Genomic DNA, 26,989 nt, shown 5'->3' with positions numbered 1-26,989 from the left:
TGCCCCCCGAGGGGGCTTGAACGCCTTGGGGCTGCCCGGCGTCGTTTATGGCTTTGACACCCCCACGCTCCCCCGCTGCGCGAGGTCCGCTGCCCCCCGAGGGGGCTTGAACGCCTTGGGGCTGCCCGGCGTCGTTCATCTTGCTCGCGCTCATTCCAGGCCCTCCTCCACCAGCTCCGCCGCGCGCAGCAAGGCGCGCGCCTTGTGCTCGGTTTCCCGCCATTCCATTTCGGGTATGGAATCGGCCACCACGCCAGCGGCCGCCTGCACGTAGAGCATCTGGTCCTTAATGATGCCGGTGCGGATGGCGATGGCCACGTCCATGTCACCTGCATAGCTGAGGTAGCCACAGGCGCCACCGTAGAGCCCGCGTTTGGTGGGCTCCAGCTGGTCGATCAGCTCCATGGCGTGCACCTTGGGGGCTCCGGTCAGCGTGCCAGCCGGGAAAGTGGCCTTGAGCACATCCATGTTGCCAAGCGGGCGACCTTCGGGGCCTTCATTGAGCAACCCTTCCACGTTGCTCACGATGTGCATCACATGGCTGTAGCGTTCCACCGCAAACGCCTCGGTCACTTTCACGCTGCCGATCTGGGCGATGCGTCCGATGTCGTTGCGGGCCAGGTCGATGAGCATCACATGCTCGGCCCGCTCCTTCGGGTCGTTGACCAGTTCGGTCTCGGTTGCTTTGTCTCTTTCGGGCGTGGCGCCACGCGGGCGTGTGCCGGCCAGCGGACGGATGGTCACCTTGGTGCCATCGACCGTGTTCTCCTGCCGTACCAGAATTTCTGGCGAAGCGCCCACCACATGAAAATCGCCAAAGTGGTAGTAGTACATGTAGGGCGACGGGTTCAGCGAACGCAGTGCCCGGTAGAGAGAAAGCGGCGATTCGGTGTAGCGCTTCTTGATGCGCTGCCCCACCTGCACCTGCATGAAATCGCCGTTGGCGATCAGCTCCTTGGCGCGCTCCACAGCGGCCAGGTAGTCGGCCTTGGCAAAGTCCCGCTCTGCCGGAAAGCTCTGGCTGGGTTTGACCACGGGTGCACTCACCGAATACTTCAGCGCTTCGCGCAGTTCGCGCAGTCGCTTCTTGGCGTTCGCATAGGCTTCTGGCTGGCTCGGGTCTGCATAGACGATGAGGTAGAGCTTGCCCGAGAGGTTGTCGATCACTGCGAGTTCTTCGCACTGGAGCAGCAGGATGTCGGGGCAGCCCAGGGTATCGGTTGGGCAGGTGGCTTCCAGCTTCTTTTCGATGTAGCGCACTGCGTCGTAGCCGAAGTAGCCCGCCAGGCCGCCGCAGAAACGCGGCAGACCCGGCCTCAGCGCCACCTTGAATCGCTGCTGATAGGCGGCGATGAAGTCCAGCGGGTTGTCGTGGTTCGTTTCAATCACCTCACCGTCGCGCACCACCTCGGTCCTGGCCTCTGTGCCGAATCCGCTGGCGCGCAACAGGGTGCGCGCGGGCAGCCCGATGAAGCTGTAACGGCCAAACCGCTCACCACCCACCACGGATTCCAGCAGAAAGCTGTGCTTGCCATCGCCGCGGCCATGGGCCAGCTTGAGGTAGAGCGACAGCGGTGTTTCCAGATCCGCAAAGGCTTCGGCCATCAGCGGAATGCGGTTGTAGCCTTGCTGGGCCAGGCTCTTGAATTCCAGTTCGGTGATCATGTTCGTTCAGACGCTCCGTCGGCTCCACCCGGATAAGTTCAGGGGAAACCGTTTGTCCTGGGGTCCCGGTCGGTGCAACCAACCGGGTGTGGGAGAGGGCGAACAGCGGGCACCTCCAAGCTGGTGACCCTCACTGTGCGCCCCAGGGGGATGGGCACAATTACGCTGGCTTACGCCAGGGCCAGGCTCCCCGGCCATTGCGGCGCGGCAGACCACCTGTGAAAGATGTGCGTGTGTTGAACATGGTGCCACGAGTGTAGCAAAGCACCGATGCAATTGGCCACCTCGTGCAAAGCGTCACGTTGTCAGGGGAAGCCCCGCTTGCCTGACAGGGCTGGGCCTTGGAGAATATTGATTTCCGAACGACCGTTCGTTTTTTTGGAGAGCGCCATGTCCCACCCGATCCGACTGCTTCGCACTGCCTCCCTGTCTCTCGGCCTGTTCCTGACATCCGCCATCGCCATGAGCGCCACCATTGAAGTGAGTGGCGTCAAGCTGGAAGACCGTGTGACGGTGGGAGACAGCAACCTGCAACTCAACGGCGCAGGTGTTCGGTACAAAGCGGTGTTCAAGGTGTACACCGCCGGGCTCTACCTGAGCGAGAAGGCATCCACCCCCGAAGCCGTGATGGCAGCGCCTGGGCCCAAGCGCATGACCATCACCATGTTGCGCGACATCGACTCAGGCGAGCTTGGCAAGCTGTTTTCCAGAGGCATGGAAGACAACATGGACCGCAGGGCGTTTTCACGTCTGATTCCCGGGGTGCTTCGCATGAGCCAGGTTTTCAGTGACCACAAACGTCTTCAAACCGGTGAGACCTTTGTGCTCGACTGGATTCCTGGCACCGGCACCGTGCTGACCGTCAAAGGCAAAGTCGAAGGAGACCCTTTCGTGGAGCCCGAGTTCTTCAACGCGCTGATGCGTATCTGGCTGGGGAACAAGCCAGCGGACTGGCAGCTCAAGGATGCGCTGCTGGGAAAAACGTCCTGAAAAAGATGTCCTGAAGTACAAGCCGCCCGGCGCACGAGCTTCAAAGGTCAGTGCACAAGGTAGCGGCGAACGGCGGTTTCGTCCCACTCGATACCTGTTCCGGGGGCATCGGACAAGCGGGCCTTCCCGTTTCTGATCTGAAGGGGCTCGGCCAGAATGGGCGAAGCCCAGTCAACGAACTCCAGCCAGTGGCGCGTGGGGGAGGCAGCCATGAGGTGGGCGCCGACCTCTGGAAACAGGTGGGTGGAAATCGGCAGGCCTGCGGCTTCAGCCAGGGCGGCAGCCTGCAGCCAGCCGGTGACTCCACCGATCTTCATCGCGTCCGGCATGCCGAGGTCTGAGGCACCGAATCTCAGACACATCGCCATTTCGTCAGGCCCCCACCAGTTCTCACCCATCTGGACAGGGCTTGTGGACGCCTCTCTCACCCTTGCGTAGCCCGGATAGTCGTGAGCAGCGCAGGGCTCCTCTATCCAGTACAGACCTTCATCGGCAAGGACCCGAACACGGCGTTCGGCCTCTGGCACCGAAAGCGCCTGGTTGTAGTCCGACATGAGCTGCACACCGTCGCCAGTTGCCGCCTTCACGGCCCTGACCACCTGAATGTCGGTTCGAAGATCCGCATAGCCCAGGCGAACCTTGATGGCAGCAAAGCCCGCCGCGACCAGCGAGACCGCTTCGGCAGGCGCTTGGTCAACGCCTATCAGCCCCAGCCCGCAACTGTTGTAAGCCGGAATCTCGAGCAAATCTGCTCCCAGAGCCCGCGCCAGTGGTTGACCCTCGGCGCGAGCCAGTGCATCCCAGGCCGCCATGTCGATGCCCGCGAGCGCCATGCCGACGATGCCTTTTGTGCCCAGCAATCGAAACCGGGCGTGAAGCGAGCGGTGGATCTCCAGCGGAGCCACCGCCATGCCCTCAAGAACCGGCTCCAGGTTGTTCAGCATGTCGCACACCGGCCTGAGGACGAGCGGCGTGTAGCAGAAAAGATAGGTGTGCCCAGTCACACCTTGCTGGGTGTGGAGATCGATCAGCGCCAGCGGCGCAATGTGAATAGTGCCGCTGCTGGTCTGCAGCGGAATCCGCATCGGCACATGGACCGCCCGCACGTCAAGGCCGGAGACGGTGAGCAGACCAGAAGCGTTCATGAGGGGGCTCCTTGAAGGAGAAGGACGAGGCGTTCATCACGCCAGCCGCACGCCAAACTGACTCCGCATTATCGCCACCGAAGGCCCGTTTTTCAACATGTCCTGGGCGCGCCAGAACCCACCAGTGACCCAGGCTGGCGTGACGGCCAGCACCAGGCTCGCGGCGACGATGGTGATGCTTGATCTGGCGCAACCTCCACCGCCGCCAGGGCGAGACAATTTCGCTGTGTTCAACCAACGGGGAATCACATGCGAACCTCTCGGTTCCAGGCCAAACTGCTTCTTGCCGCGCTGGTGATGGGTGCCGCATCGCTCTCATGGGCGCAGCCCATGGTGACCGATGGGGTGCTGACAGACAAGACCGGCATCACCCTCTATGTGTTCGACAACGACACGACCGTGCCAGGCAAGAGCGCCTGCACCGGTGCGTGCCTGAACATGTGGACACCGCTGTACGGCGAGGCCAATGCGAAGTCGCAGGGTGAGTACACCCTGATCACCCGCGACGATGGCAAATTGCAGTGGACACACAAGGGGCGACCCTTGTACCGGTGGTACGCGGATGCCAAGCCCGGCGACAAGGGTGGTAATGGCTTGCGGAGCGTCTGGCACGTGGCCGTTCCCTGAGATGCCGCGCGTGATGGACGTGATGGACGATTGACAAGGCACATTTTGAGACGGTTTGGGCTTTGTCGCGCAGGCGTGACCTGGGTGCTGGCCTGTGCGGTGACCAGCGCGCCCCTCGGCGTCGCCGCATCCGCCACGGGTGCCATCGCCAGCACACCTGCGGATGGGTCCACTCCAGTTGAATCTGCCCTGAAACGCTGCTCTCAGAGCGGCAGCGTCGTCATTCAGGCCGCCGTCGACGCCGACGCCCAGATGGCTTGCGAGGGCGTGGAGAGGGCCCTGCAGTTCTTGGCCAGGATGGGCATCGATCCCCCACCAAGCACCGCGATGGACATCGTGGAGGAACTGCCCGGCGAACTGGGTGGGCGGGCGGTTGGCTGCTATCTGCGCGAGACGAAAAAAATCCTGCTGCTGAGCTACCACACGTTCGAGGCGGGCGGCGAGTGGTTCCGTGTGCCGGTGGACCGTGAGCTGTACCGGTCTGCGGCGGCCCACGAGATGGCCCATGCGGTGGTCGGTTGCCACGCGGAGCCCACGGGATTGCCCGTGGCGGCACACGAGTACGTGGCGTATGTGGCGATGTTCGCCACGATGGATCCTGTCCTGCGCGAACGCCTGCTGGCGAAATTCCCGGGCACGGGTTTCGTCAACACCTTGCAGATCAACGACATCAACCACATCGTCAACCCGAACCAGTTTGGCGTGGACGCCTGGCGCCACTACCTGAGAAGCACCAACAAGGCGGCCTGGCTGCGCGAGATCATCACGGGTCAGGTCGTCCAGGAGTTGCCCTGGGAAGGGCCTTGAATGGCGTTCCGGGCAAGAGGGCCGGCCCCCGGAGAAGAAAGACCCTCTGGGGTTACTCCCGCCGCGGGCATGGCCCTTCAGACGGGATAATGCCCCGACCGATCGACAACCGCCACACTCCAAACCCATGCCCTTCGCCCCCCTGCAGAACGACACCTTCCTGCGCGCCTGCCTGCGCCAATCCACCGACCACACGCCCGTGTGGCTCATGCGCCAGGCCGGGCGCTACCTGCCGGAATACTGCGCCACGCGCGCCAAGGCCGGCAGTTTCATGGGGCTGGCCACCAACACCGACTACGCCACCGAGGTGACGCTGCAACCGCTGGAGCGCTACGCGCTGGACGCGGCCATCCTGTTCTCCGACATCCTCACCGTGCCCGACGCCATGGGCCTCGGTCTGTCGTTTGCGATTGGCGAAGGTCCCAAATTTGCAAAGACGGTGCGCACGGAGGCTGATGTGGCCGCGCTGGCCGTGCCAGACATGGCCAAGCTGCGCTATGTCTTCGATGCGGTCACCAGCATCCGCAAGGCCTTGAACGGTCGGGTCCCGCTGATCGGCTTTTCTGGCAGCCCCTGGACGCTGGCCTGTTACATGGTGGAAGGTGGCGGCTCGGATGACTATCGGGCGGTGAAGTCGCTGATGTACAGCCGGCCGGACCTGATGCACCGCATTCTGGCGATCAACGCCGATGCCGTGGCGAATTATCTGAACACGCAGATCGAAGCCGGCGCCCAGGCGGTGATGGTGTTCGACAGCTGGGGTGGCGTGTTGGCCGACGGCAATTTCCAGCAGTTCAGCCTGGCCTACACACGCCGCGTGCTCGACCAGCTCAAGCCCAGTTTTGAGGGCGCCACCATCCCGCGCATCGTCTTCACCAAGGGTGGCGGCCTGTGGCTGGACGACATGAAGGGCCTGGACTGCCATGCGCTGGGCCTGGACTGGACGGTGAACCTGGGCAAGGCTCGCGCCCAGGTGGGCGAAGGTCCCGGCGGCAAGGCGCTGCAGGGCAACATCGACCCGAATGTGCTCTTCGCCCCGCCCGAGGCGATCGACGCTGAAGTGGCCCGGGTGCTGGAGAGCTTTGGCACGCCGCACCAGGGACCAGGCGAAGGCGCCACGCACATCTTCAACCTGGGTCATGGCATCAGCCAGTACACCCCGCCGGAGCACGTGACGGCGCTGGTGAACGCAGTACACACGCACTCGCGTCGCCTGCGAAAAGGCGCCTGACATCACCGCTCCTGTCGCTCGCCGGAACGGCGTTCAGCAGGCGCTGGCCACTGGAAAATGCGGGCCTTGCGCGAGCCCATAGCACAAAAGGCGCCCAAAGTAACACTTGACAGGGCTTACTTATGCACAAATTTTGTGCTGCGGTGCGCAATGAAAATGCGCCATCCACAAAACCCTTCTCCACTTCGAAGAGTTTGCTAAGTCGTTGATTTCATTGAATTTAGATTTCTGCTTTTTTTCTAAGCAGTTTAAGCAAACCGTTGATTTTGAAGGGCTCCGAGCGTGCCAGACCAATCTATCAACAAAGTTATCCACAGAAACTCTGGACAGGTTGGTATCGCATGTCAAATCAATGACTTACATCGTTTTTCGCCATTGCAACTGAGGAAGACCCGCTAAACATGGCTTTTTGGCCCAGTGTCGTGGTCGCCACTCCGGCCCACAGCGGAATCGGCGCAAGCCTCACCTACCGAAGTGAGTTGTCGCTTGCGCCAGGCACGCTGGTGCGCGTTCCGCTGGGGTCCCGCGAGGTGCTGGGCGTGGTGTGGGACTGCCCCGGCGAGCCACCGGCCGGTCTGAGCGAAGCCCAGACCAAGGCGGTGGTGGGACCGCTGGAGGGTCTGCCGCCGCTCAACGAGCGCTGGCGCCAGCTGGTGGGTTTTGCGGGTCGTTATTACCAGCGCAGTGCGGGTGAGGTGGCGCTGGCCGCCCTTCCGCCGCAGTTGCGCGAGCTCGATGCCAGCCAGCTGGCGCGCCGGCTCAAGCGCCGGGCCAAGGCGGCGGTCCGGCCCGAAGCAGCGCATGTGCCGCAGACGCCACCCGTTGCGGCTTTGCCAGCGCTGAGCGAGGAGCAGGTCCAGGCGCTGGCTGCGCTGGAAGGTGCCAGCGCGCCTGTGCTGCTTTTCGGCGCCACAGGCAGCGGCAAGACCGAGGTGTACCTGCGCGCAACACAGCGGGTTCTTCAACAGAGCAGTGACACTGCAGCGCCCACGCAAGCGCTGGTGATGGTGCCCGAGATCAACCTGACACCGCAACTGGAGTCGCGCTTCCGCGAGCGGTTTGAACCGCTGTTCGGCGCGGGGGCGGTGGTCTGCCTTCACAGCGGCATGACGCCGGCACAGCGCCTGACCAGCTGGCTGGCGGCGCACACCGGGCAGGCGCGCATCGTGCTGGGCACGCGCATGGCCGTGTTCGCCAGCCTGCCGGGCCTGCGGCTGATCGTGGTGGATGAGGAGCACGACCCCAGCTACAAAAGCCAGGACGGCGCGCGGTATTCGGCGCGGGACCTGGCGGTGTACCGGGCGAAGGTGGAGTCGGAGGCATTGGTGGCAGGTTTGACACCCCTTCACCAGGGCCCTCACCCCCACCCTCTACCAGAGGGAGAGGGTGCAAAACCCGGCGCTCCGGGAGAAGGCCTGGTGCTCCACGAACAGGGGCGATCCCCTGATGAGAAGGGCACGCGACCCCGCTGTCAGGTGATCCTGGGTTCGGCCACGCCTTCGCTGGAGAGCTGGCACGCGGCCGATCAGGGCCGATACCTGCGGCTGGAAATGCCGGGTCGCATCGGCGGGGGCAGCCTGCCGCGCCTGCGGCTGGTCGACATGAACCACCAGCCCAAGGGCGCGGTGCTGGCGCCACCCCTGCTGTCGGCCATGGCCGAACGCATTGGGCGGGGGGAGCAATGTCTGGTGTTGCTGAACCGCCGTGGTTATGCGCCGGTGCTGGCCTGCCACGCCTGCGGCTGGAAGAGCGGCTGCCCCCATTGCAGCGCCTACCGTGTGTTTCACAAACTGGATCGCACGCTGCGCTGCCACCACTGCGGATTCGCCGAGCGCGTGCCACGAGCCTGCCCGGACTGCGGCAACCTGGACATTTCTCCGGTAGGCCGGGGCACCGAGCAGGTGGAGGAACATCTGACCAGCCTGCTCGCGGACGTGAAACGGGTCGACGGCGGCCCGGCCCGCGTGGCGCGCATGGACGCCGACTCCACCCGCCTCAAAGGCAGCCTGGAAGTGCAACTGGCGGCCCTGCACAGTGGCGAAGTGGATGTGCTGGTGGGTACGCAGATGATCGCCAAGGGGCACGATTTCCGGCGCATCACCCTGGTGGCCAGCGTGAACGCCGACAGTGCCCTGTTCGCCAGCGACCACCGCGCATCCGAGCGGCTGTTTGCGCTGCTGATGCAGGCGGCTGGCCGCGCCGGGCGCGACGCCACCCAGAGCGCCGCCAGCGAGATGTGGGTGCAGACGTGGTACCCGCAACACCCGCTGTTCGACAGCCTGAAGAGGCACGACTTCCCTGGCTTTGCCGCCGGGCAACTGGCCGAACGCGAATCGGCGGCCATGCCACCCTTCGGTTTCCAGGCCCTGCTGCGCGCCGACGCCCGCACCCAGGCCGCCGCCCAGGCGTTCCTGAACGCAGCGGCTGAACAGGGCGCCGCCCTGCCGCACCGCGACGAGATCACCCTGTACCCGGCGGTTCCACTGACCATCCAGCGCGTGGCGAACGTGGAACGCGCGCAACTGCTGGTGGAAGCCCATTCGCGAGCGGCGCTGCAGCGGTTTCTGGCGGCCTGGCAGCCTGTGCTGCTGGCCTGCCGCAGCCTGCCTGAGGCGCGCGGGCTGGTGCGGTTTGCGGTGGATGTGGACCCGCTGGTGGTGTAGGTTCGCGGCCTCTGGCCAAGCGGATCACGCCGCCATGGCTTCCCGCACGGTCCAGAGCCCCTCCAGCGTGTGAATCACGTCGCGCAGCCGGAACGGCTGCAGCAGCAGGCGCCGCATGTCCAGCTCTTTAAGGCGAGCCACCAGCGCCGCGTCACCCCCGCGGGCCATGGCCGCCACCGGCAGGGCGGCATCGCAGCGGAGCGCACCGGCTCGCAGACGGGTCAGGAAGTCCAGCGCCGCCGCGCCCTCGGTCAGCGAAATCAGCAGGCCGTGCGGGCGGCTGGTCTGCAGCCACAGCTCGGCCGACGCGATGCTGGTTTCCTGGCGCACGCGCGCAATCTGCATGTCGCGGCACACCGAGGCCACGGTGCCGCGCACCAGCCCGTCGGGTTCGATGAGCAGGACCATCCGGGGGGTTGGGCCTTTGGGGGCGTTCATGCGGCGGCCTCCTCGCGGCGGTACAGCTCTTCCACCACCAGATCGCGCAAGCCGCCCAGGATGGCCGCGTCCAGCCGGTCGAACTCGCGCGGGCGCCGGTCCAGGACGCACAGTGTTCCGACCACCTGGCCGTACGGAAGGCGCAGGCCGGCGCCCGCGTAGAAACGGATGAACGGGTGGCCGGTCACCAGGGGGTTGTCGGCAAACCGCGGGTCGCGCAGCGCGTCGGGCACGACCAGCGGCTCCGGCTTGAGAATGGCATGGCTGCAGAACGAGACGTCGCGCGGCGTCTCGCAGACCTCCAGACCAAAATTCGACTTGAACCACTGGCGGTCCCGGTCCACCAGCGACACCAGCGCGATCGGCACGTCAAACTCCTTCGCTGCGAAGGCCGAGATGCGGTCGAAGCGTTCCTCGGGCGGTGTGTCGAGAATCAGCAACGAACGCAGCGCGTCCAGGCGCCTGGCTTCGTTTCGCGGCAATGGGGCAACGGTCATGGATTTCTCCGCAAGGTCTCTGCCGAGTTTTATCGGCACGAATATGCAAAACGTGAGTCGGGTCAAAACCTTACATAAGCGAATTGCGATATAAGCAGAAAAACGCACGACATTCCAACAGGAGACACGCCCATGCGCCACGCCACCTTACGCACCTTCAAGGCCTTGAGCCTGGCCTTGAGCCTCGCCCTTGCCTGCACAGCCCCGTCCCATGCCGCAGATCCAGAGCCCCCCATGCAGGCTGCGCGGGTGACACCAAACACCTACTACGTGCAAGGCCTGTCGCAGCTGGGTTCGCCGAAGAACCAGAATTTCATCAGCAACGCCGGCTTCGTGGTCACGCCGACGGGTGTGGTGGTGGTGGACGCGCTGGGTTCACCCCGGCTGGCCGAGCGGCTGAGCGGCGCGATCCGCCAGATCACACCCCTGCCCATCACGCACGTCATCGTCACCCACTACCACGCCGACCACATCTACGGCCTGCAGCACTTCAAGGACCAAGGGGCGCAGATCGTGGCCCACCGTTCGGCGCTTGCCTATATCCAGTCGGACACGGCAAAGTTGCGCCTGGAAGCCTCTCGCACCGACCTGGCGCCCTGGATCGATGACAAAACGCGCATCGTCGACGCCGACCTGTGGATCGACGGACCCACCTCGTTCAAGGTGGGGGGCGTGGTGTTCGAAGTGGACCATGTGGGGCCTTCGCACACGCCAGAGGACCTCATCGTCTACGTGCCATCCGAACGCGTGCTGTTCGCTGGCGACCTGTTTTTCAACGGCCGGCTGCCGTTCGTGGGCATGGCCGACAGCAGCCAGTGGATCCGTTCGCTGGAGCGCGTGCTCGCCTTTGACACCGCTGCGGTGGTGCCCGGGCACGGAGCCGTATCGTCCGAGCCGCGCAAGGACATCGGCCTGACGCGCGACTACCTCAAGCACCTGCGCAGCACCATGGCCCGCGCGGTGGAAGATTTCGTGCCGTTCGAGGAAGCCTACGCCACCACCGACTGGAGCGCCTTCGCGTCCACGCCGATGTTCAACTTCGCCAACCGCATGAACGCCTACAACACCTACCTGCTGCTGGAGCAGGAGGCGCTGGGCAAGGGTCGCTGAAGCACACCCTGTCGACCACGGCGCTCCAGAGCAAAAAAGCCCTGCAGGCGGACCGGCAGGGCTTTAGTCTGGCCGGGGACTGCAGGTCCCCGGTGTTGAGGCCGTTCACTTCACGTCGAAACGGTCCAGGTTCATCACCTTGGTCCAGGCGGCGGCAAAGTCTTTGACGAACTTGGCCTTGCCGTCGTTCTGGGCATAGACCTCGGCCAGGGCACGCAGCTGCGAGTTGGACCCGAAGGCCAGGTCCACGCGGGTGGCGGTCCATTTCACCGCGCCGCTCTTGCGGTCGCGGCCCTCATAGGCGTTGTCGCCAGCGGGCTTCCACTGGGTGGACATGTCCACCAGGTTGACGAAGAAGTCGTTGGTGAGCTGACCCACGCGCTGTGTGAAGACACCATGTTTCGAGCCGCCCACATTGTTGCCGAGCACGCGCAGACCACCGACCAGCACCGTCATTTCGGGCGCGCTGAGCGTGAGCAACTGCGCCTTGTCGAGCAGCATTTCTTCGGGCGACACGGTGTAGGCGGTCTTGCGGAAATTGCGGAAGCCGTCGGCCACCGGCTCCAGCACATCGAAGGAATCCGCGTCGGTCTGCTCCTGCGTGGCGTCGGTGCGGCCCGGGGTGAAGGGCAGCGCCAGGCTGTGGCCAGCGGCCTTCGCAGCCGATTCCACGGCGGCGTCACCAGCGAGCACGATCAGGTCGGCCAGAGACACCTTCTTGCCGCCGCTTGCACCGGCATTGAAGTCGGCGCGGACCTTTTCCAACGCCGCCAGCACCTTGGTCAGCTGCGCCGGCTGGTTGACTTCCCAGTCCTTCTGCGGTACCAGGCGGATGCGCGCGCCGTTGGCGCCACCGCGCTTGTCGCTACCGCGGAAGGTGGAGGCCGACGCCCAGGCGGTCGAGACCAGCTCCGACACCGACAGGTCCGCGGCCAGCACTTTGGCCTTGAGCGCGGCCACGTCACCGGCATCGATCAGCGGGTGGTCCACCGCGGGTACCGGGTCTTGCCAGATCAGGTCTTCGGCCGGCACTTCAGGGCCGAGGTAAAGGCTCTTCGGTCCCATGTCGCGGTGGGTCAGCTTGAACCAGGCGCGGGCGTAGGCGTCGGCAAACTCGTCGGGGTTGGCCGCAAAGTGGCGCGAAATCTTCTCGTAGGCCGGATCGAATTTGAGCGAGAGGTCGGCCGTGGTCATGTGCGGCGGGTGTTTCTTGCTCGGGTCGTGCGCGTCGGGGATCATGTCCTCGGGCGCCACGTCCTTGGCGCGCCACTGGATGGCGCCGGCCGGGCTCTTGACCTGCTCGTAGTCGTACTTGAACAGCACCTTGAAATAGCCCATGTCCCACTGGGTGGGGTTGGGTTTCCAGGCGCCTTCGAAGCCGCTGGTGGTCGCGTCGCCACCTTTGCCGGTGCCGTGCTTGTTGATCCAGCCGAAACCCATCTCTTCCAGGGGTGCACCTTCGGGCTCGGGGCCCACCAGCGCCGGATCACCCGCGCCATGCATTTTGCCAAAGGTGTGGCCGCCGGCCACCAGCGCCACGGTCTCGTAGTCGTTCATGGCCATGCGGGCGAAGGTCTCGCGCACGTCCTTGCCCGACAGCACGGGGTCGGGGTTGCCGTCCGGGCCCTGGGGGTTGACGTAGATCAGACCCATCTGCACCGCCGCCAGCGGGTTCTCCAGCACCCGATCACCGCTGTAGCGGCTGTTGGGCTTGTCGCTGGTGGCCAGCCATTCGGTTTCGGCGCCCCAGTACACGTCCTCTTCGGGTGCGTAGATGTCCGCCCGTCCGCCACCAAAGCCGAAAGTCTTGAAGCCCATGGATTCCATGGCCACGTTGCCGGCCAGTACGAACAGGTCGGCCCAGGAAATGGCATTGCCGTATTTCTGCTTCAGGGGCCACAGCAGACGTCGGGCTTTGTCCAGGTTGCCGTTGTCGGGCCAGCTGTTGAGCGGCGCGAAGCGGTGGTTGCCGGTGCTCGCACCACCCCGGCCGTCGGCCGTGCGGTAGGTGCCGGCAGCGTGCCAGGACATGCGGATGAACAGGCCGCCGTAGTGGCCGTAGTCGGCCGGCCACCAGTCCTGCGAATCGGTCATCAGGGCGACCATGTCCTTCTTCAGTGCAGCGAAGTCGAGCTTCTTGAACGCTTCGGCGTAGTCGAAGTCCGGGTCCATCGGGTTGGAGACTGGCTGATGCTGGTGCAGGATGGACAAATTCAGCTGATTGGGCCACCAGGCGGCGTTGGACTGGGTGCCGTGCGTGGCGCGGGCGCCGCCAGAGGCGTGAAAGGGGCACTGGGCTTCAGCGGTGGGATTGCTCATCGTTATCTCCTTGTGTGGCGTGAACGGAATTCAGAATGCTTCGGCCATGATGGCCCAGATCTCCAGCCAATGCGCCTTGAGCGTGCTGGTTGAACATGTCGACTTCATGGCAGTGCTCCCTGGGTGAGGAAAAGACACTTTAGAAGTTCTGTCGCGGCTTGTCGATTCAATTGGTTGAATCAAAGTAATAGCGCATTCCAATGCGGCAGCGCAGCATGGCAGAGGTTGGGGCCACTCGGGGTCGTTCAGGTCAGGAGCGAGACAGCGCCCGAGAAAGTGAGGAACGACACGGCGGTGGTCACCAGAATGATGCGGGCGATGCGCCCGTTGTCGGCGCCCAGGCGTTCGGCCAGCAGCGACACATTGCTGGCACTGGGCAGCGCAGAAACCAGCACCATCACAGTCAGTGCAAATGGCTCCAGAGGCACACCCAGCTGGATGGCGGCCGTGCCCACACCCAGCACCAGCAGCGGATGCAGCACCAGCTTCATCAGCGTCACCGGCAGGTAGTCGGACACGGGCATGGGGTGGTTGGCCTGGATCTGCGCGCGGGCCAGCACCGCGCCAATGGTGAACAGCGCCACCGGCGAAGCCGCGTCGGCGAGCAGCCATACCGTCTGCTCCACGGGCAGGGGCAGCTTGTACTCCAGCGCCGATGCTGCAGCGCCCAGCAGGATGGCCCATGGCATGGGGTTGGCCGCAACCCCGCGAAGCGCCTTCTTTCCGGCATCCAGCATGGCCCGTCCGCCGTGGCCTTCGCCTTCGTCCAGCCGGGACAGTGCCACACACAGGGAGCTGGTGACGATCATGTCGACAAAAATGAGCAGGATGATCGGTCCCGCGCTGGCCGGCCCCAGCAAAGCCGCCAACAGCGGCACGCCCATGAAGCCGGTGTTCGGAAAAGCCGCCACCAGCGCACCCATGGATGCGTCATTCCAGCGGATGCGTTTGTTCAGCGACATGGCCACCGCAAAGGCCACCATCACCAGCGCACACAACGCGTACACCCCGGCGACCGATGCATCGAGCAGTTGGGCGATCGGCGTGGTGGAGCCGAAGCGGTAGAGCAAGGCGGGCAGAGCGAAATACAGCACGAAGCCATTGAGGCCGGGAATGGCCTCCAGCGGCAGCATGCGCCGGTGCGCGGCCACGAAGCCGGCCAGCACGAGCGCAAAGAAGGGAAAAGTGACGAGGAGGACAGTGAGCACGGTGGAAGATTGTCTCAGCAACGGCCCCACCCACTTCCGGACAGGTGCCGGGTCGGTATCATCAACCGCTTTGCCCCGCCTGCGCGCCTCTGCCACCCATGTCCCACGGCCTGAACCTTGCCCAACTTGAAGCCGTGAACCACCTGGGCGGACCCTGCCTGGTGCTGGCCGGCGCGGGATCGGGCAAAACGCGGGTGATCACCCACAAGATCGGACGGCTCATCCAGGCCGGGCTGGCGGCCGACCGCATCGCGGCCATCACCTTCACCAACAAGGCGGCCGCCGAGATGCGCGAACGCGCCAAGCAGCTGGTGGGCCGTGACGCGAAGAAGGTGCTGATCTGCACTTTCCACGCGCTGGGTGTGCGCCTGCTGCGTGAGGATGGTGAGGCGCTGGGACTCAAGAAGCAGTTCAGCATCCTGGACACCGATGACATCACCAGCCTGCTGAAAGACTGCGGCGGCACAACCGACGCCAACACCGCGCGCGGCTGGCAGTGGGCCATCAGTGCTCTGAAGAGCGCTGGGCTCACAGCGGCCCAGGCACTGGGACAGGCCAAGGACGAAAACGAGCGCGTGACCGCCACCATCATGGCGCGCTACGAAGAACGCCTCACCGCCTACCAGAGCGTGGACTTCGACGACCTGATCAGCCTGCCACTCAAACTGCTGACGGAACATCTCGATGTGCGCGAGCGTTGGCAGAAAAAGATGGGCCATGTGCTGGTGGATGAATACCAGGACACCAACGCCACGCAGTACGAACTGCTGAAGCTGCTCGTGGGCGAACGCGCGCGCTTCACCGCCGTGGGCGACGACGACCAGAGCATCTACGGCTGGCGCGGCGCCACGCTGGACAACCTCAAGCGTCTGCCGCAGGACTTCCCCGAGCTCAAGGTCATCAAGCTGGAGCAGAACTACCGCTCCACCAGCGCCATCCTTCGCGCGGCGAACAACGTGATCGGGCCCAACCCCAAGCTGTTTCCCAAGACGCTGTGGAGCGATCTGGGCGAAGGCGAGCCGGTGCGCGTGGTCGACGCCGACAACGAAGAGCACGAAGCCGAGCGCGCGGTGGCGCGCATTCAGAGCCTGCGGGCCAGTTCACAGCACAAGGAGTTTCGCGACTTCGCCATCCTCTACCGCGCCAACCACATGGCGCGCCCGTTCGAGCAGTCGCTGCGCCGAGCACAGATTCCGTACAAGGTCTCGGGCGGCCAGAGCTTCTTCGACAAGGCCGAAATTCGCGACCTGTGCGCCTGGCTGCGCCTGCTGGTCAACAACGACGACGACCCGGCGTTTCTGCGCTCGGCCACCACGCCCAAGCGGGGCATTGGCCACACCACGCTGCAGCAGCTGGGCAACTTCGCCACGCAGTACAAGCTGAGCCTGTTTGAAGCCCTGTTTTCGCACTCGCTGGGCACCGCCCTGCCCGCGCGCGCGGTGGCCACGTTGCACGAATTCGGCCGTGCTGTGAACGACCTGGAATACCGCGCCCGCCACACCGTGGGCCACGAAGCGGCACGCGCTTTTCTGACCGAATGGCTCAAGGATATTGCCTACGAGAAGCACCTGTACGACAGCGAAGACAACGAGAAGGTGGCCGCGGTGCGCTGGACCAACGTGATGGACTTCTGCGACTGGGTCGCCGGGCGCTGTGGCGGCAAGATCGAGGATGAAGCCGGGGTGCAGGTCGAGACCGAGCGGAAATCGCTGCTGGAGGTGGTCCAGACCATTGCGCTGCTCTCCACACTCAGTGAGCGCGAACAGGACCAGAACGTGGTCACGCTCTCCACCCTGCATGCCTCCAAGGGCCTGGAGTGGCCGCATGTGATGCTGGTGGGCGTGAACGAAGGCCTGCTGCCATTCAAGATGGACGAAGAGAGCAACCGAGACGCCAGCGCCGAGAGCCTGGCGCAGCGCCTGCAGGAAGAGCGCCGCTTGATGTACGTGGGCATCACCCGCGCGCAGCGCACGCTGGCCGTGAGCTGGCTCAAGCGCCGCAAGAAGGGCCGAGAAAGTGTGCCCGGCCAGGCCAGCCGCTTCATCAAGGAAATGGCGCTGGACGAAGCCACCGTGCGCGAAGATCCGCGCGAGAAACTGCGCGCCCTGCGTGCGGAGTTCGCCCAGCGCGCCACCGAACAGGCGGCCTTGAAAGCCGCCGAGACACCATGACATCGCCTCTTCATCCCCGCTGGGCGCTGGCTTGTGCCTGGGCCCTTGCCGGCGGCACCGTCGGGCTCGTCTTGGCCCAGACCAGCACCGCGCCAGCGCCCGCCGCCTGCCAGGGCGTCCAGCTGGAACCGGCGCAGCTCTACGGCCAATGGTCGCTGCTGCTGTGGCCAGTGGACGGCACAAGGACCAACCCCGTGGCCACCGGCACGGCGCACTTTGAACGCCACCCGGAATTCCCGGGCAGTGTGCGCGGGCGACTGAGCGCCAGCACGTCACCCGGCCAGACCCTGTTGTCGGGCGACGCCACCGACGGTGAATTCCAGCTCGACGAATCCGAAGACGGCGTGGCCATCAGCGCGGTGTGGAACGCGTTCGTGAACCCGGTCGATTGCGGCCGCCGGCTTCAAGGCACGCGCCGCCCTGCCGAAGGACGCCCGGCCAGCGAAGTCCCGCTGAACTTCGAGTTGAGCAAGGTGCCGGGCTGGCAGTAGACATCCTCAGGCGCTCAGCTTTTTTCACGCCGCATTGGCTTGCTCCTGCAATGCCGTCGCAATGTCGGCCAGCGAGTCCACCAGCAGGTCGTGCGGTGCCTGCGCAATGGGTTCACCGTGGTTGTAGCCGTAGGTGACCAAAGCGACAGGGCAGCCTGCGGCTCGCGCCGCCAGGGCGTCGTTCTGTGAATCGCCGACCATCAGCGTTTGCGTAGGCGCCGTGCCCAGCGCTTCACAGGTCTTGAGCAGCGGCAGCGGGTCGGGCTTTTTGCGATCGAAACTGTCGCCGCCGAACACATGAACAAAGTGACCATCAAGCCCCTTGATCTCCAGCAGCGCTCGGGCGAACGACAACGGCTTGTTGGTCAGGCAGGCGATTGGAAAACCCGCCGAACGCAAGTCCTGCAAACCCTCGGCCACGCCGGGATACACATCGGCGTACTGGCCATTCGTGAACCGGTAATGCTGCTGATAGCGCTCCAGGGCGAGCTCAAACAGCTGTGCCTGCGGCCAGGTGAGCGCCACGCTGCGCGATCCGGCCACCTCGGGCAGGGCCAACTGGTGCGTCAACACGCTGCGCACCAGATGCTCCGAACCCTTGCCCACCGTGCGCTCGATCAGCGCCCGCTGCACCGGCGGCAACCCCAGATCACCCAGCGTGTGATTGAGCGCCACTTCGAAGTCACCCATGGTGTCGACCATGGTGCCGTCGAGATCAACGATGACCGCAGAAATACCTGAAAGCCGCATGAAAAAACCCAGAAAAAGAAGACGTGAACTTACCGGAGCGCGTGCCTCATCAAGGGCACCAGCGGAACCGGCTTCGCCGGGCCGTATGGTGCGCCCCCCTTGGGGGGTGACGCGAAGCGGCGCGGGGGGTTGGGTCAGCGCGCCAGCGCAGCCTTCATCTGATCAATGACCGCCCTGTAGTCCGGCTTGCCAAAAATTGCGCTGCCAGCCACGAAGGTGTCGGCGCCCGCATCGGCCACGCGGCGGATGTTGTCGGCCTTGATGCCACCGTCCACCTCCAGGCGGATGTCGCGTCCGCTGGCTTCGATGCGCTTGCGTGCGTCTTCGATCTTGCGCAGGGCCGAATCGATGAAGCTTTGACCGCCAAATCCGGGGTTCACGCTCATGATGAGGATCAGGTCGATGTCGTCGATGGTCCAGTCGAGCACGTCAAGCGGTTGTGCCGGGTTGAAGGTGAGACCCGCCTTGCAGCCCCGTGCCTTGATGGCCTGCACGCTGCGGTGCACGTGAGCGCTCGCATCCGGATGAAAGCTCACCAGGTCGGCGCCCGCGTCGATGAAGGCCCCCGCCAGGGCGTCCACCGGCTGGATCATCAGGTGCACGTCGATCGGCACCGGTGTTCCGTCGGCCTGCACCGCATGCGGCTTGAGCGCCTGGCAGATCATGGGGCCGAAAGTGAGGTTGGGCACGTAGTGGTTGTCCATCACGTCGAAGTGAATCCAGTCGGCACCGGCTGCGATGACGTTCTTCACTTCTTCACCCAGGCGGGCGAAGTCGGCGGACAGGATGGATGGCGCGATACGGAAGGTGGTGGTCATGGGTGCCCGCAACGGTGGTTCTTGAAACAAGTCTGCATTTTGGCAGGCTGTTGGCCTTTGACATGCCCTTTGACATGCGAATGGCCCTGCCGCGGGGTAACATCCCGCCCATGTCGAAATACCAGTTCACTTGCGAAGTGGAGCCCCAGTACCTGAGCGAGCAGTCCACGCCCGATGAGGACCTGTACGCTTTTGCGTACACCATCACCATCACCAACACGGGTGACGTGACGGCGCAACTGATCTCCCGGCACTGGATCATCGACGACGCCCATGGCCACACAGAAGAAGTCAAGGGCCTGGGCGTGGTGGGCCACCAGCCTCTGCTGCGGCCCGGTGAATCGTTTCAGTACACCAGCGGCACGCGTCTGAAAACGCCCAAAGGCAGCATGCGCGGCAGTTTTTTTTGCGTCGCGGAAGACGGCGAGCGATTCGAGTCGCCAGTGGACGGATTCACCCTGATCGCCGATGCCAGCGATGCGGGCGACGGCGCCGGTCGCGTGCTGCACTGAGCCTGGGAGCCTGCTCCTGACCGCGTCTTCCGTGATGGCCTGCGGCGCAAGGCCTTCTTCTGTTTCTTTCACCGATGACGCTGTCCGATCTGCTCGATACGCTGGACCCTGACGCGCCGCTGGCCATCCGCCACCTCTGGCTGATGGATGCGCTGCGCTGGGTGCGCGGCGAAGCCGAAGATCCGCAGGCCTGCGTGGGCCGGGTGCGGCAACTGCTGGTCGCACTGCAGGAACAACCCGCGCAACTGGCGCGCTGGCACCGCTGGTGGCGGCGCTTCGTGCAGACGGTGGACATCACCCCCCTGCTGGCCGACTTCGGTTTTGCGCCACGTACCGCCTTCCTGAGTGAACTGGGTCATCGCCTGCGCCGCAAGCTGCTACCCGGCACACCCGAAACCAGCGACATCACCGACCTGTTCGGCCTGCTTTTGACCAGCCGCTTCGATGTGCGCTGGCTGCAGGCCCTCGACTCGCGCACGCTGCAGGACATTCGCAGCCTGTTGCTGAGTCCGCCCGAACCCGGCGCGCCAGTCTCGCCTCACCCGGAGCGCACAGAGGCCGCAGCGCCGACGCACTGGCAGGTTGCGTTGCTCGATGCGCTGGTGTTCTGCGTCGGCCAGGTCAGCGCCACCGGTTTCTCCAGTGAAATCCGGAGTCGCATGAGCCATGAAGACCGCGCCCGCCGGGCCTTTCACGCCCTGCCGGTGCAGATGGAGGCACTGCGCCGCAGCGCCCAGCGCCATGGATCACGAAGCGGCCAGGCGCGCCATGAAGCCGACAAGCTGCGCCTGCAACTCGACGTGTGCCGGGTGGCGGCCGAGTCGGTTTACGCGCACCTGGAGGAACATGGCGTGTCGGTGGGCATCGTGTTCCGCCTGCGCCAACTGGCCGAGCGCATTGTGCGCATCCAGCAACTGCTGGACTGCATGCTTTCCGACAAACCCGAGCGCGCCACCGCCGCGCTGCTGGCCGACCTGGCGCAGCTCGGGCACGACAACCGGAGCATCCGCGCGCTGGTGGCCCACAGCGCCGGCCTCACCGCCGCCAAGGTGGCCGAACGCAGTGCCGAAACCGGCGAACGCTACATCACCCGCAACGCCACCGAGTACCGACAGATGCTGCGCATGGCCGCCGGTGGCGGCGCCCTGCTGGGTCTGACCACCTGGGCCAAGTTCGGGCTGGGCCTGCTGGCGCTCTCGGCCTTCTGGGCGGGGTTCGCTGCGGGCCTGAACTACGCCCTGTCGTTTGTGCTGATCCAGCTGCTGCACTTCACTGTGGCCACCAAACAGCCGGCGGTGACCGCTCCGGCCATGGTCGCCAAACTCAGGCACATCCAGCAGCCCGGGGCGGTGCGCCGTTTCGTGGACGAAGTGGCCCACCTGTTCCGCTCGCAGATTGCGGCCATCCTGGGCAACGTGGGACTGGTGGTGCCAGTGGTGCTGGCCATCAGCGTTGTCCTTGCGCTGGCCACCGGCAGCCACATGATCGGGCCCGAGCAAGCTGCTTACGTGATGCACTCGCTGCACCTGCTGGGGCCGACCGCCTTCTTTGCGGCCTTCACCGGCGTGCTGCTGTTCGCCTCCAGCATCATTGCCGGATGGGTGGAAAACTGGTTCGTGTACTACCGGCTGGACTCGGCCATCCGCCACAACCCCCGTATCACGCGCTTGCTGGGCACGGTACGCGCGGCACGCTGGGCACGGTTCTTTCGCGACAACATCTCTGGTCTGGCGGCCAACGTCTCGCTGGGTTTCTTGCTGGGACTGGTGCCGGCGTTTGCGCATTTTTTCGGTCTGGGGCTCGATATCCGCCACGTCACGCTGGCGGCAGGGCAGCTGGCGGCCGCTGCCATCGCCGTGGGTCCGGTCGTGCTGGCCGACCCCGGCTTCTGGTGGGCCGCCGCCGGCGTGGCGGTGGTCGGCCCGCTGAACCTGATCTTCAGCTTCTACCTTGCCTACCGGCTGGCATTGAAGGCCCAAGGCATCAGCGACGTGAACCGAAGCCTGATCCACCTGGCCCTGCGTCGCCGCCTTCGCAGCCACCCGCTGGGCTTCTTCCTGCCCCCGCGCACCGAAGCACCAGCGCCTGCCGAAGACGTGAGCGACATCGAAGCCGCCTGGTCGCCCGACGCGCAGCGCGACACCATGGACGAAGAAAGCCGGCGCTGGGCCGAGGCGTTTCTGGAGCGTTCGGCGGATGCCCTGAAACCCGGCGAAGACCCATGGGACTGGCCGGCCCAGCCCCTTCCTGCCTCGCAGGCCATGGCAGCACCAGACCTTGACAAAGATGAACCGACAAGCGGCATCGACCCCAAGAACGGGCCGCGTGACGCCGGCCCAATGACGCCATGAATGCACCCGCCCCGCTCTCTGAAGCCTCACGCCCGGCGGGTGAATTCGACCTGATTCGCCGGCATTTCCAGCGCCCTGGCCACCCCCGCACGCCCGGCGTGGCGCTGGGCATTGGCGACGACTGCGCCCTGATGGCGCCCCGCGCGGGTCACCAACTCGCAATTTCCACCGACATGCTGGTCGAAGGCCGCCACTTTCTGCCCGGTACCGACCCGGTGGCGCTTGGGCACAAGGCGCTGGCCGTCAACCTGAGCGACCTCGCTGCCATGGGCGCTCGGCCGCTGGGCTTCACGCTCGCGCTGGCACTGCCTGATGCCAACGATCCCTGGCTGGCTGCGTTCGCCGGCGGCCTGTTTGCACTGGCCGATGCTCACGCCTGCCCCCTCGTGGGCGGCGACACCACACGCGGCCCGCTCAACATCTGCATCACTGTGTTCGGCGAACTGCACCCTGGCCACGCCCTGCGGCGCGACGCAGCGCGGGCCGGTGATGACCTCTATCTGAGCGGCCGCACAGGCGAGGCGCGGCTGGCATTGGCCTTGCTGCGCGGGGAGCCCTGGGCATTGCAAGCCCTTGGCTCTGACGCACTGCAGACCCTGCCCGATCTGGGCCAACGCCTCGACCGCCCCACGCCCCGGCTGGCGCTGGGGCAGGCGCTGGCTGGCCTGGCCCATGCCGCCATCGATGTGAGCGACGGGCTGGCTGGTGATCTGGGCCACATCCTGAGCGCCAGCGACTTGGGTGCGGAAATCCAGCTGGGTTCGCTGCCGGTTGCGCCCGCATTGCAACGCCTGCCGCCAGCGCAGCAGGAAGACTGCCTGCTGCACGGCGGCGACGACTACGAACTGCTGTTCACCGCCGCGCCAGACAAACGCGAGGCCATTGAAGCGGCCGCTCTCGACAGTGCCACACCGGTCACGCGCATCGGGTGCCTCACGGCCGCCCCCGGTTTGTGGGCGGTGCCGGCGGATGGGCAGCGCCGCGCAGTTCCCACGCGCGGCTTCGACCACTTCGGTTGACAACCAAAGAGCAACCCCGCCCTCTGCGATGGGGCATTGATAATGCGCCAATGACCGATGCTTCGATGGCCGCCGAACCCAACGCAACCCCCGCGCTCCTTCACCCCACCTGGGCCTTCACGGTGTCCCACCCGGCCCATTTCATCGCGCTGGGTGCGGGTTCCGGCCTGCCGCGGACTGCCCCCGGCACGGTGGGCACCTTGTGGGCGTGGGCGGTGTTTCTGCTGCTGCAACCGTGGCTGAACGATACCGGCTGGGCGGTGCTGATTGGTGTGGGCACGCTGGTGGGCTGGTGGGCCAGCACGGTGACGGCGCAGCACATGCGCATTGCCGATTCCGGTCACATCGTGATCGACGAGATCATCGCCTTCTGGCTGGTGCTTTGGCTGGTGATGCCCACCGGTTTCTGGGGCCAGTTGTTGGCGTTCGCGCTGTTCCGCCTGTTCGACTCAGTCAAGTTCGGTCCCATGGCCTGGGCCGACCGGGCCTTCAAGGGCTTCGGACCGCGGGGCGGCTTCGGCATCATGCTGGACGACTTTGCCGCGGCCCTTTGCACCTTGCTGGTCATCGCCGTCTGGAGGTTCTAGATGACCCCCCGCGTCGCTTCGCGTCTGGATGGTCGCTTCTTCATGCAAGGCGTTTTGCGCCCCCGCGCGACGAACAACTGAAATGGTCAATGTCCCTTTAGAAACACTGCTGCAGACACTCGCTTCGGAACTCAAGACACGCGGGCTGAGGCTGGCCACAGCCGAGAGCTGCACCGGTGGCCTTGTCGCGGGTGCCTGTACCGAACTCAGCGGCTCCAGCGACTGGTTCGATCGCGGGTTTGTCACTTACTCCAACGCCGCCAAGAGCGATTTGCTGGGTGTGCCGGCCGAGCTGATCGATGTGCACGGCGCGGTCAGTGAGCCGGTGGCGCGAGCCATGGCGGCAGGTGCGGTGGCCCGTTCAAAGGCCCAGTTGGCGGTCGCGGTGACCGGCGTGGCCGGTCCCACTGGCGGCACAGCACAGAAGCCGGTGGGCACGGTCTGGTTTGGCTGGGCCACGCCTGAGGGTGTGTTCACCGAACTCCAGCGTTTCCAGGGCGACCGCTCCGCTGTGCGGCAGGCCGCGGTGGCGCACGCGTTGGCCGGGTTGCTGCAACGCCTGCCGCCTTCCATGGCCTGAACGAAGGCATTGCCATGGCCGAAGCCTTCAAGAACCTCATCCATCCAGGCACTGTTTCGCTGGCGGGTGAACACCTGCAGAGGGTGTGGCCGGCGTTCGATCGCCGGCTGTTTCAATCGAAGGCGCGCAACGGACTGGAGGAACTGGAATTCAAGGCCCGTGCCATGCAGGTGGCCGACGCGCTCGAAGCCACACTGCCCGCTGACTTCGACGCCGCGTGTGCGGTGCTGGAAGCCAGCCTGGCGCCAGCCATGGAACTGGACGCTGCCGGAGAACCGGTCAACCTGGCCTCGGGTCGCGGCGATGCGGGCCGGCTGGGTCTCTCGGGTTGGGTGTTGTGGTCAGCGGGCGAGTTCGTGGCACGGCGCGGGCTGGACCATGTGCCACGCGCACTGGCCTGCCTGCATGCGATCACGCAACGCTTCACGGCAGAGCTCGCCATTCGTCCGTTCCTCCAGCATGCGCCGCAGGTCACGCTGACCACACTCGCTGGCTGGGTGCATGACCCCAGCGCGCACGTGCGCCGGCTGGTGAGCGAGGGCAGCCGGCCACGACTGCCCTGGGGGCTGCGCCTGCAGGCGCTGGTTCAAAATCCAACCCCCACCCTGCCGCTGTTGCGCGCGCTTCAGAACGACACCAGCGCCTACGTGCGCCGCAGCGTGGCCAACCACCTCAACGACATCGCAAAGGACCATCCCGATCTGGTGGCCGGCTGGGTGGTCGAGCATCTGCGCGGTGCCAGCGACGACCGGATCGCGCTGCTGCGCCACGCCAGCCGCACCCTGATCAAACAAGGGCATGCGCCCACCCTGAGTGCCTGGGGCTTGGGCCAGGGCTTGCAGGGTCAGGCCAGGCTGGCGCTCTCGAAAACCCTCGTGGCCATGGGCGAAAGCATCGACCTCAGCGTATCGCTCAAAACCGACGCAAGCGCCGCGCAAAGCCTGGTGATCGACTACGCGGTTCATCATGTGCGGGCCAACGGCACGCGGTCTCCCAAGGTGTTCAAGGGCTGGAAGCTCAGCCTCGCACCTGACGAAAGCCGCACGCTGAGCAAACGCCATTCGCTGCGCCCGGTGACCACCCGCCGCCTCTACCCGGGCCTGCACCAGATCGATCTGCTGATCAATGGCCGGGCCTGCGCCAGAGCCGAATTCGAATTGCTGTCCGACATGCCGGACAGCTGATCGCCACTTGCAGAAGGAATTCGCCATGCCCCAACCCATCAGCCTGATCGGCGCGCCCACCGACATCGGCGCCGGCGCCCGCGGCGCCTCCATGGGGCCCGAGGCCCTGCGCGTGGCCGGTCTGGCCGAGGTGCTGAGGAGCCACGGTGTGGAGGTGGAGGATCGAGGCAACCTCGCCGGCCCATCCAACCCCTGGCAACCCCCGGTGGACGGCTACCGCCACCTGCCCGAGGTGGTGGTCTGGAACGCCAGCCTGCACGACGCGGTGTATGCCGAACTGGTGCTGGGCCGCCTGCCCATCGTGCTCGGTGGCGACCACTGTCTCGGACTGGGCTCCATCAGCGCGGTGGCCCGTCACTGCCGCGATGGCGGTAAGAAATTGCGGGTGCTGTGGCTCGACGCGCACGCCGACTACAACACCGCAACCCTCACCCCCAGCGGCAACATCCACGGCATGCCGGTAGCGCTGCTGTGCGGTCATGGCCCCGACGAGCTCACCGGCATTGGCGGCACCACACCGGCGATCAGCGCCGACGTGGTGCGCCAAATCGGCATCCGCAGCGTGGATGCCGGGGAAAAACGCCTGGTGCATGAGGCGGGGCTGGAGGTCTTCGACATGCGCTACATCGACGAGATGGGCATGCGCCACACCATGGAGCAGGCGCTGAAAGGTATCGACGAGAACACCCACCTGCACGTGAGTTTTGACGTGGATTTCCTCGACCCCGAAATCGCCCCCGGCGTGGGCACCACGGTGCCCGGTGGCCCCACCTACCGGGAAGCCCAGCTGTGCATGGAAATGATCGCCGACACCGGCAGGCTCTCGTCACTGGATGTGATGGAGCTCAATCCGGCGCTGGATGTGCGAAACAAGACCGCCGAACTGGCGGTAGACCTGATTGAAAGCCTGTTTGGCAAGTCGACGCTGATGAGGAAGAAATAGACCCCTCGCGCCGCTTCGTGTCACCCCCCACGGGGCGATGCCCTGTGGCCGGGCAAAGCCGGTTCCACGGCATCACTTGATCGGTCCGCGTGCTTCGGAAAAGTTTCACTCATCAGAGTCCGTGCCCCTTTCAGGGGGTCGTGTGCTGCACGACGGGGAGGGTCAACTCTTGCTCACCAGTTCCAGATGTTCCACCACCGGTGGCTGCGCAAAGAAGGCGCCCACGATCGCGCGCCAGTCGGCGAACGCAGGCGACTGTCGGAATCCCACAGTGTGATCCTCCAGCGTGTCCCAGTAGATCATCAGGATGTAGCGACCCGGGCTCTCGATACTGCGGTTGACCTTGTAACCCTGGAAACCCTGAGCGTTTGCGATCACGGTGGTGGCCCCCCGTTGAATCGCTTCTTCAAAGGCGGCAGCCTGAGCAGGATCGATGCGGATGTCGGCGTGTTCAAGAATCATGGTGATGAAGCCCCCCGCGCCGCTTCGCGTCACCCCCCTCAGGGGGGCGAAGCCTGTGGACTGGCAAAGCCAGCTCCACGGCATCCCTTGATGGGAACGGCGCGCCGGGATGGTGTGTTGAGAGGAACGCAAGACTACCGCAGAATGGTCGGGCCTGTTTCTCCGACAGTCTTTCCGGCGAGCGGTGTTCGTCCAGAGATGCCGTGGAACCGGCTTGTATGGTTGAGGTGTTGGGGTGGAGGGCCTGAAATACCGGCTAACGGCACTGACCGACTGGCGAAGATTGCCCCCACCCCGCCTTCCAGCGTCGATAAGGAACTGAGCGGCACCGGGTATCGGTAGCGCCGATCTTTGAGCAAGCCAACGCGGCTGGCGGGAATATCCACCCCAACACTTGTCATTCTTTCTCCAAGGAGACTGC

24 protein-coding genes are annotated in these 26,989 nt (G+C 65.2%); 15 read left to right on the top strand and 9 right to left on the bottom strand.

Annotated features, from left to right (window positions below; translation table 11 throughout):
- Positions 1-150: 150 nt before the first annotated feature.
- Entirely contained in the window at positions 151-1,665 is a 1,515-nt protein-coding gene (gene trpE / locus Q7V46_RS01500) for an anthranilate synthase component I (RefSeq protein WP_304911734.1), read from the bottom strand.
- A gap of 390 nt (positions 1,666-2,055) precedes the next feature.
- Here trpE and Q7V46_RS01495 point away from each other — a divergent pair, with 390 nt between their 5' ends.
- Complete coding sequence (locus Q7V46_RS01495) at positions 2,056-2,655, top strand: chalcone isomerase family protein (RefSeq protein ID WP_304911733.1); 600 nt, start codon at positions 2,056-2,058, stop codon at positions 2,653-2,655.
- A gap of 47 nt (positions 2,656-2,702) precedes the next feature.
- Here the strand turns inward: Q7V46_RS01495 and Q7V46_RS01490 are convergent, their stop codons facing one another.
- Positions 2,703-3,800 (bottom strand): enolase C-terminal domain-like protein, encoded by a 1,098-nt coding sequence (locus Q7V46_RS01490; protein WP_304911732.1) that lies wholly within the window; start codon positions 3,798-3,800, stop codon positions 2,703-2,705.
- Between the two features lie 249 nt (positions 3,801-4,049).
- Between Q7V46_RS01490 and Q7V46_RS01485 the strand changes: the two genes are divergently transcribed.
- From Q7V46_RS01485 to priA, 4 genes are all read left to right on the top strand, one after another.
- Positions 4,050-4,427: a hypothetical protein gene (locus Q7V46_RS01485; RefSeq protein ID WP_304911731.1), complete on the top strand. Its 378-nt coding sequence runs from the start codon at positions 4,050-4,052 to the stop codon at positions 4,425-4,427.
- A 75-nt stretch (positions 4,428-4,502) separates the two neighbouring features.
- The gene (locus Q7V46_RS01480) at positions 4,503-5,234 is read left to right on the top strand and encodes a DUF6639 family protein (RefSeq protein ID WP_304911730.1); all 732 of its coding nucleotides are present in this window, start codon (positions 4,503-4,505) and stop codon (positions 5,232-5,234) included.
- Between the two features lie 127 nt (positions 5,235-5,361).
- The gene (gene hemE / locus Q7V46_RS01475; RefSeq protein WP_304911729.1) at positions 5,362-6,465 is read left to right on the top strand and encodes a uroporphyrinogen decarboxylase; all 1,104 of its coding nucleotides are present in this window, start codon (positions 5,362-5,364) and stop codon (positions 6,463-6,465) included.
- Positions 6,466-6,866: 401 nt separating this feature from the next.
- Positions 6,867-9,128, top strand: coding sequence for a primosomal protein N' (gene priA / locus Q7V46_RS01470; protein WP_304911728.1), 2,262 nt, complete (start codon positions 6,867-6,869; stop codon positions 9,126-9,128).
- 24 nt (positions 9,129-9,152) lie between these two features.
- Here the strand turns inward: priA and Q7V46_RS01465 are convergent, their stop codons facing one another.
- Positions 9,153-9,566: a hypothetical protein gene (locus tag Q7V46_RS01465; protein ID WP_304911727.1), complete on the bottom strand. Its 414-nt coding sequence runs from the start codon at positions 9,564-9,566 to the stop codon at positions 9,153-9,155.
- Positions 9,563-10,063 carry a GAF domain-containing protein gene (locus tag Q7V46_RS01460; RefSeq protein ID WP_304911726.1) on the bottom strand — a complete coding sequence of 167 codons (501 nt, stop codon included), beginning with the start codon at positions 10,061-10,063 and terminating at the stop codon, positions 9,563-9,565. Before Q7V46_RS01460 ends, Q7V46_RS01465 begins: the two co-directional genes overlap by 4 nt.
- A 132-nt stretch (positions 10,064-10,195) precedes the next feature.
- On the opposite strand from Q7V46_RS01460, the gene Q7V46_RS01455 reads away from it, so the two are divergent.
- A complete protein-coding gene (locus tag Q7V46_RS01455) occupies positions 10,196-11,173 on the top strand; it encodes an MBL fold metallo-hydrolase (protein WP_304911725.1) in 978 nt (325 codons plus the stop codon).
- A gap of 105 nt (positions 11,174-11,278) precedes the next feature.
- Here Q7V46_RS01455 and katG read toward each other — a convergent pair whose 3' ends face one another.
- Both katG and Q7V46_RS01445 read right to left on the bottom strand, forming a co-directional pair.
- Entirely contained in the window at positions 11,279-13,492 is a 2,214-nt protein-coding gene (gene katG / locus Q7V46_RS01450) for a catalase/peroxidase HPI (protein WP_304911724.1), read from the bottom strand.
- A gap of 245 nt (positions 13,493-13,737) precedes the next feature.
- Positions 13,738-14,700 carry an AEC family transporter gene (locus Q7V46_RS01445; RefSeq protein WP_304911723.1) on the bottom strand — a complete coding sequence of 321 codons (963 nt, stop codon included), beginning with the start codon at positions 14,698-14,700 and terminating at the stop codon, positions 13,738-13,740.
- A 98-nt stretch (positions 14,701-14,798) separates the two neighbouring features.
- Between Q7V46_RS01445 and Q7V46_RS01440 the strand changes: the two genes are divergently transcribed.
- On the top strand, positions 14,799-16,871 hold the full coding sequence (locus tag Q7V46_RS01440; protein ID WP_304911722.1) for an ATP-dependent helicase: 2,073 nt from the start codon (positions 14,799-14,801) through the stop codon (positions 16,869-16,871).
- Positions 16,868-17,362, top strand: coding sequence for a hypothetical protein (locus Q7V46_RS01435; RefSeq protein ID WP_304911721.1), 495 nt, complete (start codon positions 16,868-16,870; stop codon positions 17,360-17,362). Before Q7V46_RS01440 ends, Q7V46_RS01435 begins: the two co-directional genes overlap by 4 nt.
- 24 nt (positions 17,363-17,386) lie before the next feature.
- On the opposite strand, the gene gph is transcribed toward Q7V46_RS01435, so the two are convergent.
- Together gph and rpe are read right to left on the bottom strand one after the other, a co-directional pair.
- Positions 17,387-18,112, bottom strand: a complete 726-nt coding sequence (gph, locus tag Q7V46_RS01430; protein WP_304911720.1) for a phosphoglycolate phosphatase — start codon at positions 18,110-18,112, stop codon at positions 17,387-17,389.
- Positions 18,113-18,246: 134 nt separating this feature from the next.
- A complete protein-coding gene (rpe, locus tag Q7V46_RS01425) occupies positions 18,247-18,930 on the bottom strand; it encodes a ribulose-phosphate 3-epimerase (RefSeq protein ID WP_304911719.1) in 684 nt (227 codons plus the stop codon).
- Between the two features lie 110 nt (positions 18,931-19,040).
- Between rpe and apaG the strand changes: the two genes are divergently transcribed.
- The 7 genes from apaG (at position 19,041) to rocF (ending at position 26,106) form a co-directional block, all read left to right on the top strand.
- On the top strand, positions 19,041-19,442 hold the full coding sequence (gene apaG, locus Q7V46_RS01420) for a Co2+/Mg2+ efflux protein ApaG (RefSeq protein WP_304911718.1): 402 nt from the start codon (positions 19,041-19,043) through the stop codon (positions 19,440-19,442).
- A gap of 74 nt (positions 19,443-19,516) precedes the next feature.
- Entirely contained in the window at positions 19,517-21,793 is a 2,277-nt protein-coding gene (locus Q7V46_RS01415; RefSeq protein WP_304911717.1) for a site-specific recombinase, read from the top strand.
- Complete coding sequence (gene thiL / locus Q7V46_RS01410) at positions 21,790-22,812, top strand: thiamine-phosphate kinase (RefSeq protein WP_304911716.1); 1,023 nt, start codon at positions 21,790-21,792, stop codon at positions 22,810-22,812. Before Q7V46_RS01415 ends, thiL begins: the two co-directional genes overlap by 4 nt.
- Positions 22,813-22,862: 50 nt before the next feature.
- Complete coding sequence (locus Q7V46_RS01405; protein WP_304911715.1) at positions 22,863-23,399, top strand: phosphatidylglycerophosphatase A; 537 nt, start codon at positions 22,863-22,865, stop codon at positions 23,397-23,399.
- An 82-nt stretch (positions 23,400-23,481) separates the two neighbouring features.
- Entirely contained in the window at positions 23,482-23,979 is a 498-nt protein-coding gene (locus tag Q7V46_RS01400) for a CinA family protein (RefSeq protein WP_304911714.1), read from the top strand.
- A 14-nt stretch (positions 23,980-23,993) separates the two neighbouring features.
- Complete coding sequence (locus Q7V46_RS01395; RefSeq protein WP_304911713.1) at positions 23,994-25,163, top strand: DNA alkylation repair protein; 1,170 nt, start codon at positions 23,994-23,996, stop codon at positions 25,161-25,163.
- Between the two features lie 25 nt (positions 25,164-25,188).
- Positions 25,189-26,106, top strand: a complete 918-nt coding sequence (rocF, locus tag Q7V46_RS01390) for an arginase (RefSeq protein WP_304911712.1) — start codon at positions 25,189-25,191, stop codon at positions 26,104-26,106.
- Positions 26,107-26,268: 162 nt separating this feature from the next.
- Here the strand turns inward: rocF and Q7V46_RS01385 are convergent, their stop codons facing one another.
- Positions 26,269-26,568, bottom strand: coding sequence for an antibiotic biosynthesis monooxygenase (locus tag Q7V46_RS01385; protein WP_304911711.1), 300 nt, complete (start codon positions 26,566-26,568; stop codon positions 26,269-26,271).
- Positions 26,569-26,989: the final 421 nt, after the last annotated feature.

The organism is Hydrogenophaga sp., assembly GCF_030651625.1.
Lineage (GTDB): Bacteria > Pseudomonadota > Gammaproteobacteria > Burkholderiales > Burkholderiaceae_C > Hydrogenophaga.
This window is presented reverse-complemented; position numbering and strand designations above follow the sequence as displayed.

Coding starts and splice junctions, on each gene's coding strand:
- trpE (WP_304911734.1), bottom strand. CDS start 1,665: ATGATCACCGAACTGGAATTCAAGAGCCTGGCCCAGCAAGGCTACAAC.
- Q7V46_RS01495 (WP_304911733.1), top strand. CDS start 2,056: ATGTCCCACCCGATCCGACTGCTTCGCACTGCCTCCCTGTCTCTCGGC.
- Q7V46_RS01490 (WP_304911732.1), bottom strand. CDS start 3,800: ATGAACGCTTCTGGTCTGCTCACCGTCTCCGGCCTTGACGTGCGGGCG.
- Q7V46_RS01485 (WP_304911731.1), top strand. CDS start 4,050: ATGCGAACCTCTCGGTTCCAGGCCAAACTGCTTCTTGCCGCGCTGGTG.
- hemE (WP_304911729.1), top strand. CDS start 5,362: ATGCCCTTCGCCCCCCTGCAGAACGACACCTTCCTGCGCGCCTGCCTG.
- priA (WP_304911728.1), top strand. CDS start 6,867: ATGGCTTTTTGGCCCAGTGTCGTGGTCGCCACTCCGGCCCACAGCGGA.
- Q7V46_RS01465 (WP_304911727.1), bottom strand. CDS start 9,566: ATGAACGCCCCCAAAGGCCCAACCCCCCGGATGGTCCTGCTCATCGAA.
- Q7V46_RS01460 (WP_304911726.1), bottom strand. CDS start 10,063: ATGACCGTTGCCCCATTGCCGCGAAACGAAGCCAGGCGCCTGGACGCG.
- Q7V46_RS01455 (WP_304911725.1), top strand. CDS start 10,196: ATGCGCCACGCCACCTTACGCACCTTCAAGGCCTTGAGCCTGGCCTTG.
- katG (WP_304911724.1), bottom strand. CDS start 13,492: ATGAGCAATCCCACCGCTGAAGCCCAGTGCCCCTTTCACGCCTCTGGC.
- Q7V46_RS01440 (WP_304911722.1), top strand. CDS start 14,799: ATGTCCCACGGCCTGAACCTTGCCCAACTTGAAGCCGTGAACCACCTG.
- Q7V46_RS01435 (WP_304911721.1), top strand. CDS start 16,868: ATGACATCGCCTCTTCATCCCCGCTGGGCGCTGGCTTGTGCCTGGGCC.
- gph (WP_304911720.1), bottom strand. CDS start 18,112: ATGCGGCTTTCAGGTATTTCTGCGGTCATCGTTGATCTCGACGGCACC.
- rpe (WP_304911719.1), bottom strand. CDS start 18,930: ATGACCACCACCTTCCGTATCGCGCCATCCATCCTGTCCGCCGACTTC.
- apaG (WP_304911718.1), top strand. CDS start 19,041: ATGTCGAAATACCAGTTCACTTGCGAAGTGGAGCCCCAGTACCTGAGC.
- Q7V46_RS01415 (WP_304911717.1), top strand. CDS start 19,517: ATGACGCTGTCCGATCTGCTCGATACGCTGGACCCTGACGCGCCGCTG.
- thiL (WP_304911716.1), top strand. CDS start 21,790: ATGAATGCACCCGCCCCGCTCTCTGAAGCCTCACGCCCGGCGGGTGAA.
- Q7V46_RS01405 (WP_304911715.1), top strand. CDS start 22,863: ATGACCGATGCTTCGATGGCCGCCGAACCCAACGCAACCCCCGCGCTC.
- Q7V46_RS01400 (WP_304911714.1), top strand. CDS start 23,482: ATGGTCAATGTCCCTTTAGAAACACTGCTGCAGACACTCGCTTCGGAA.
- Q7V46_RS01395 (WP_304911713.1), top strand. CDS start 23,994: ATGGCCGAAGCCTTCAAGAACCTCATCCATCCAGGCACTGTTTCGCTG.
- rocF (WP_304911712.1), top strand. CDS start 25,189: ATGCCCCAACCCATCAGCCTGATCGGCGCGCCCACCGACATCGGCGCC.
- Q7V46_RS01385 (WP_304911711.1), bottom strand. CDS start 26,568: ATGATTCTTGAACACGCCGACATCCGCATCGATCCTGCTCAGGCTGCC.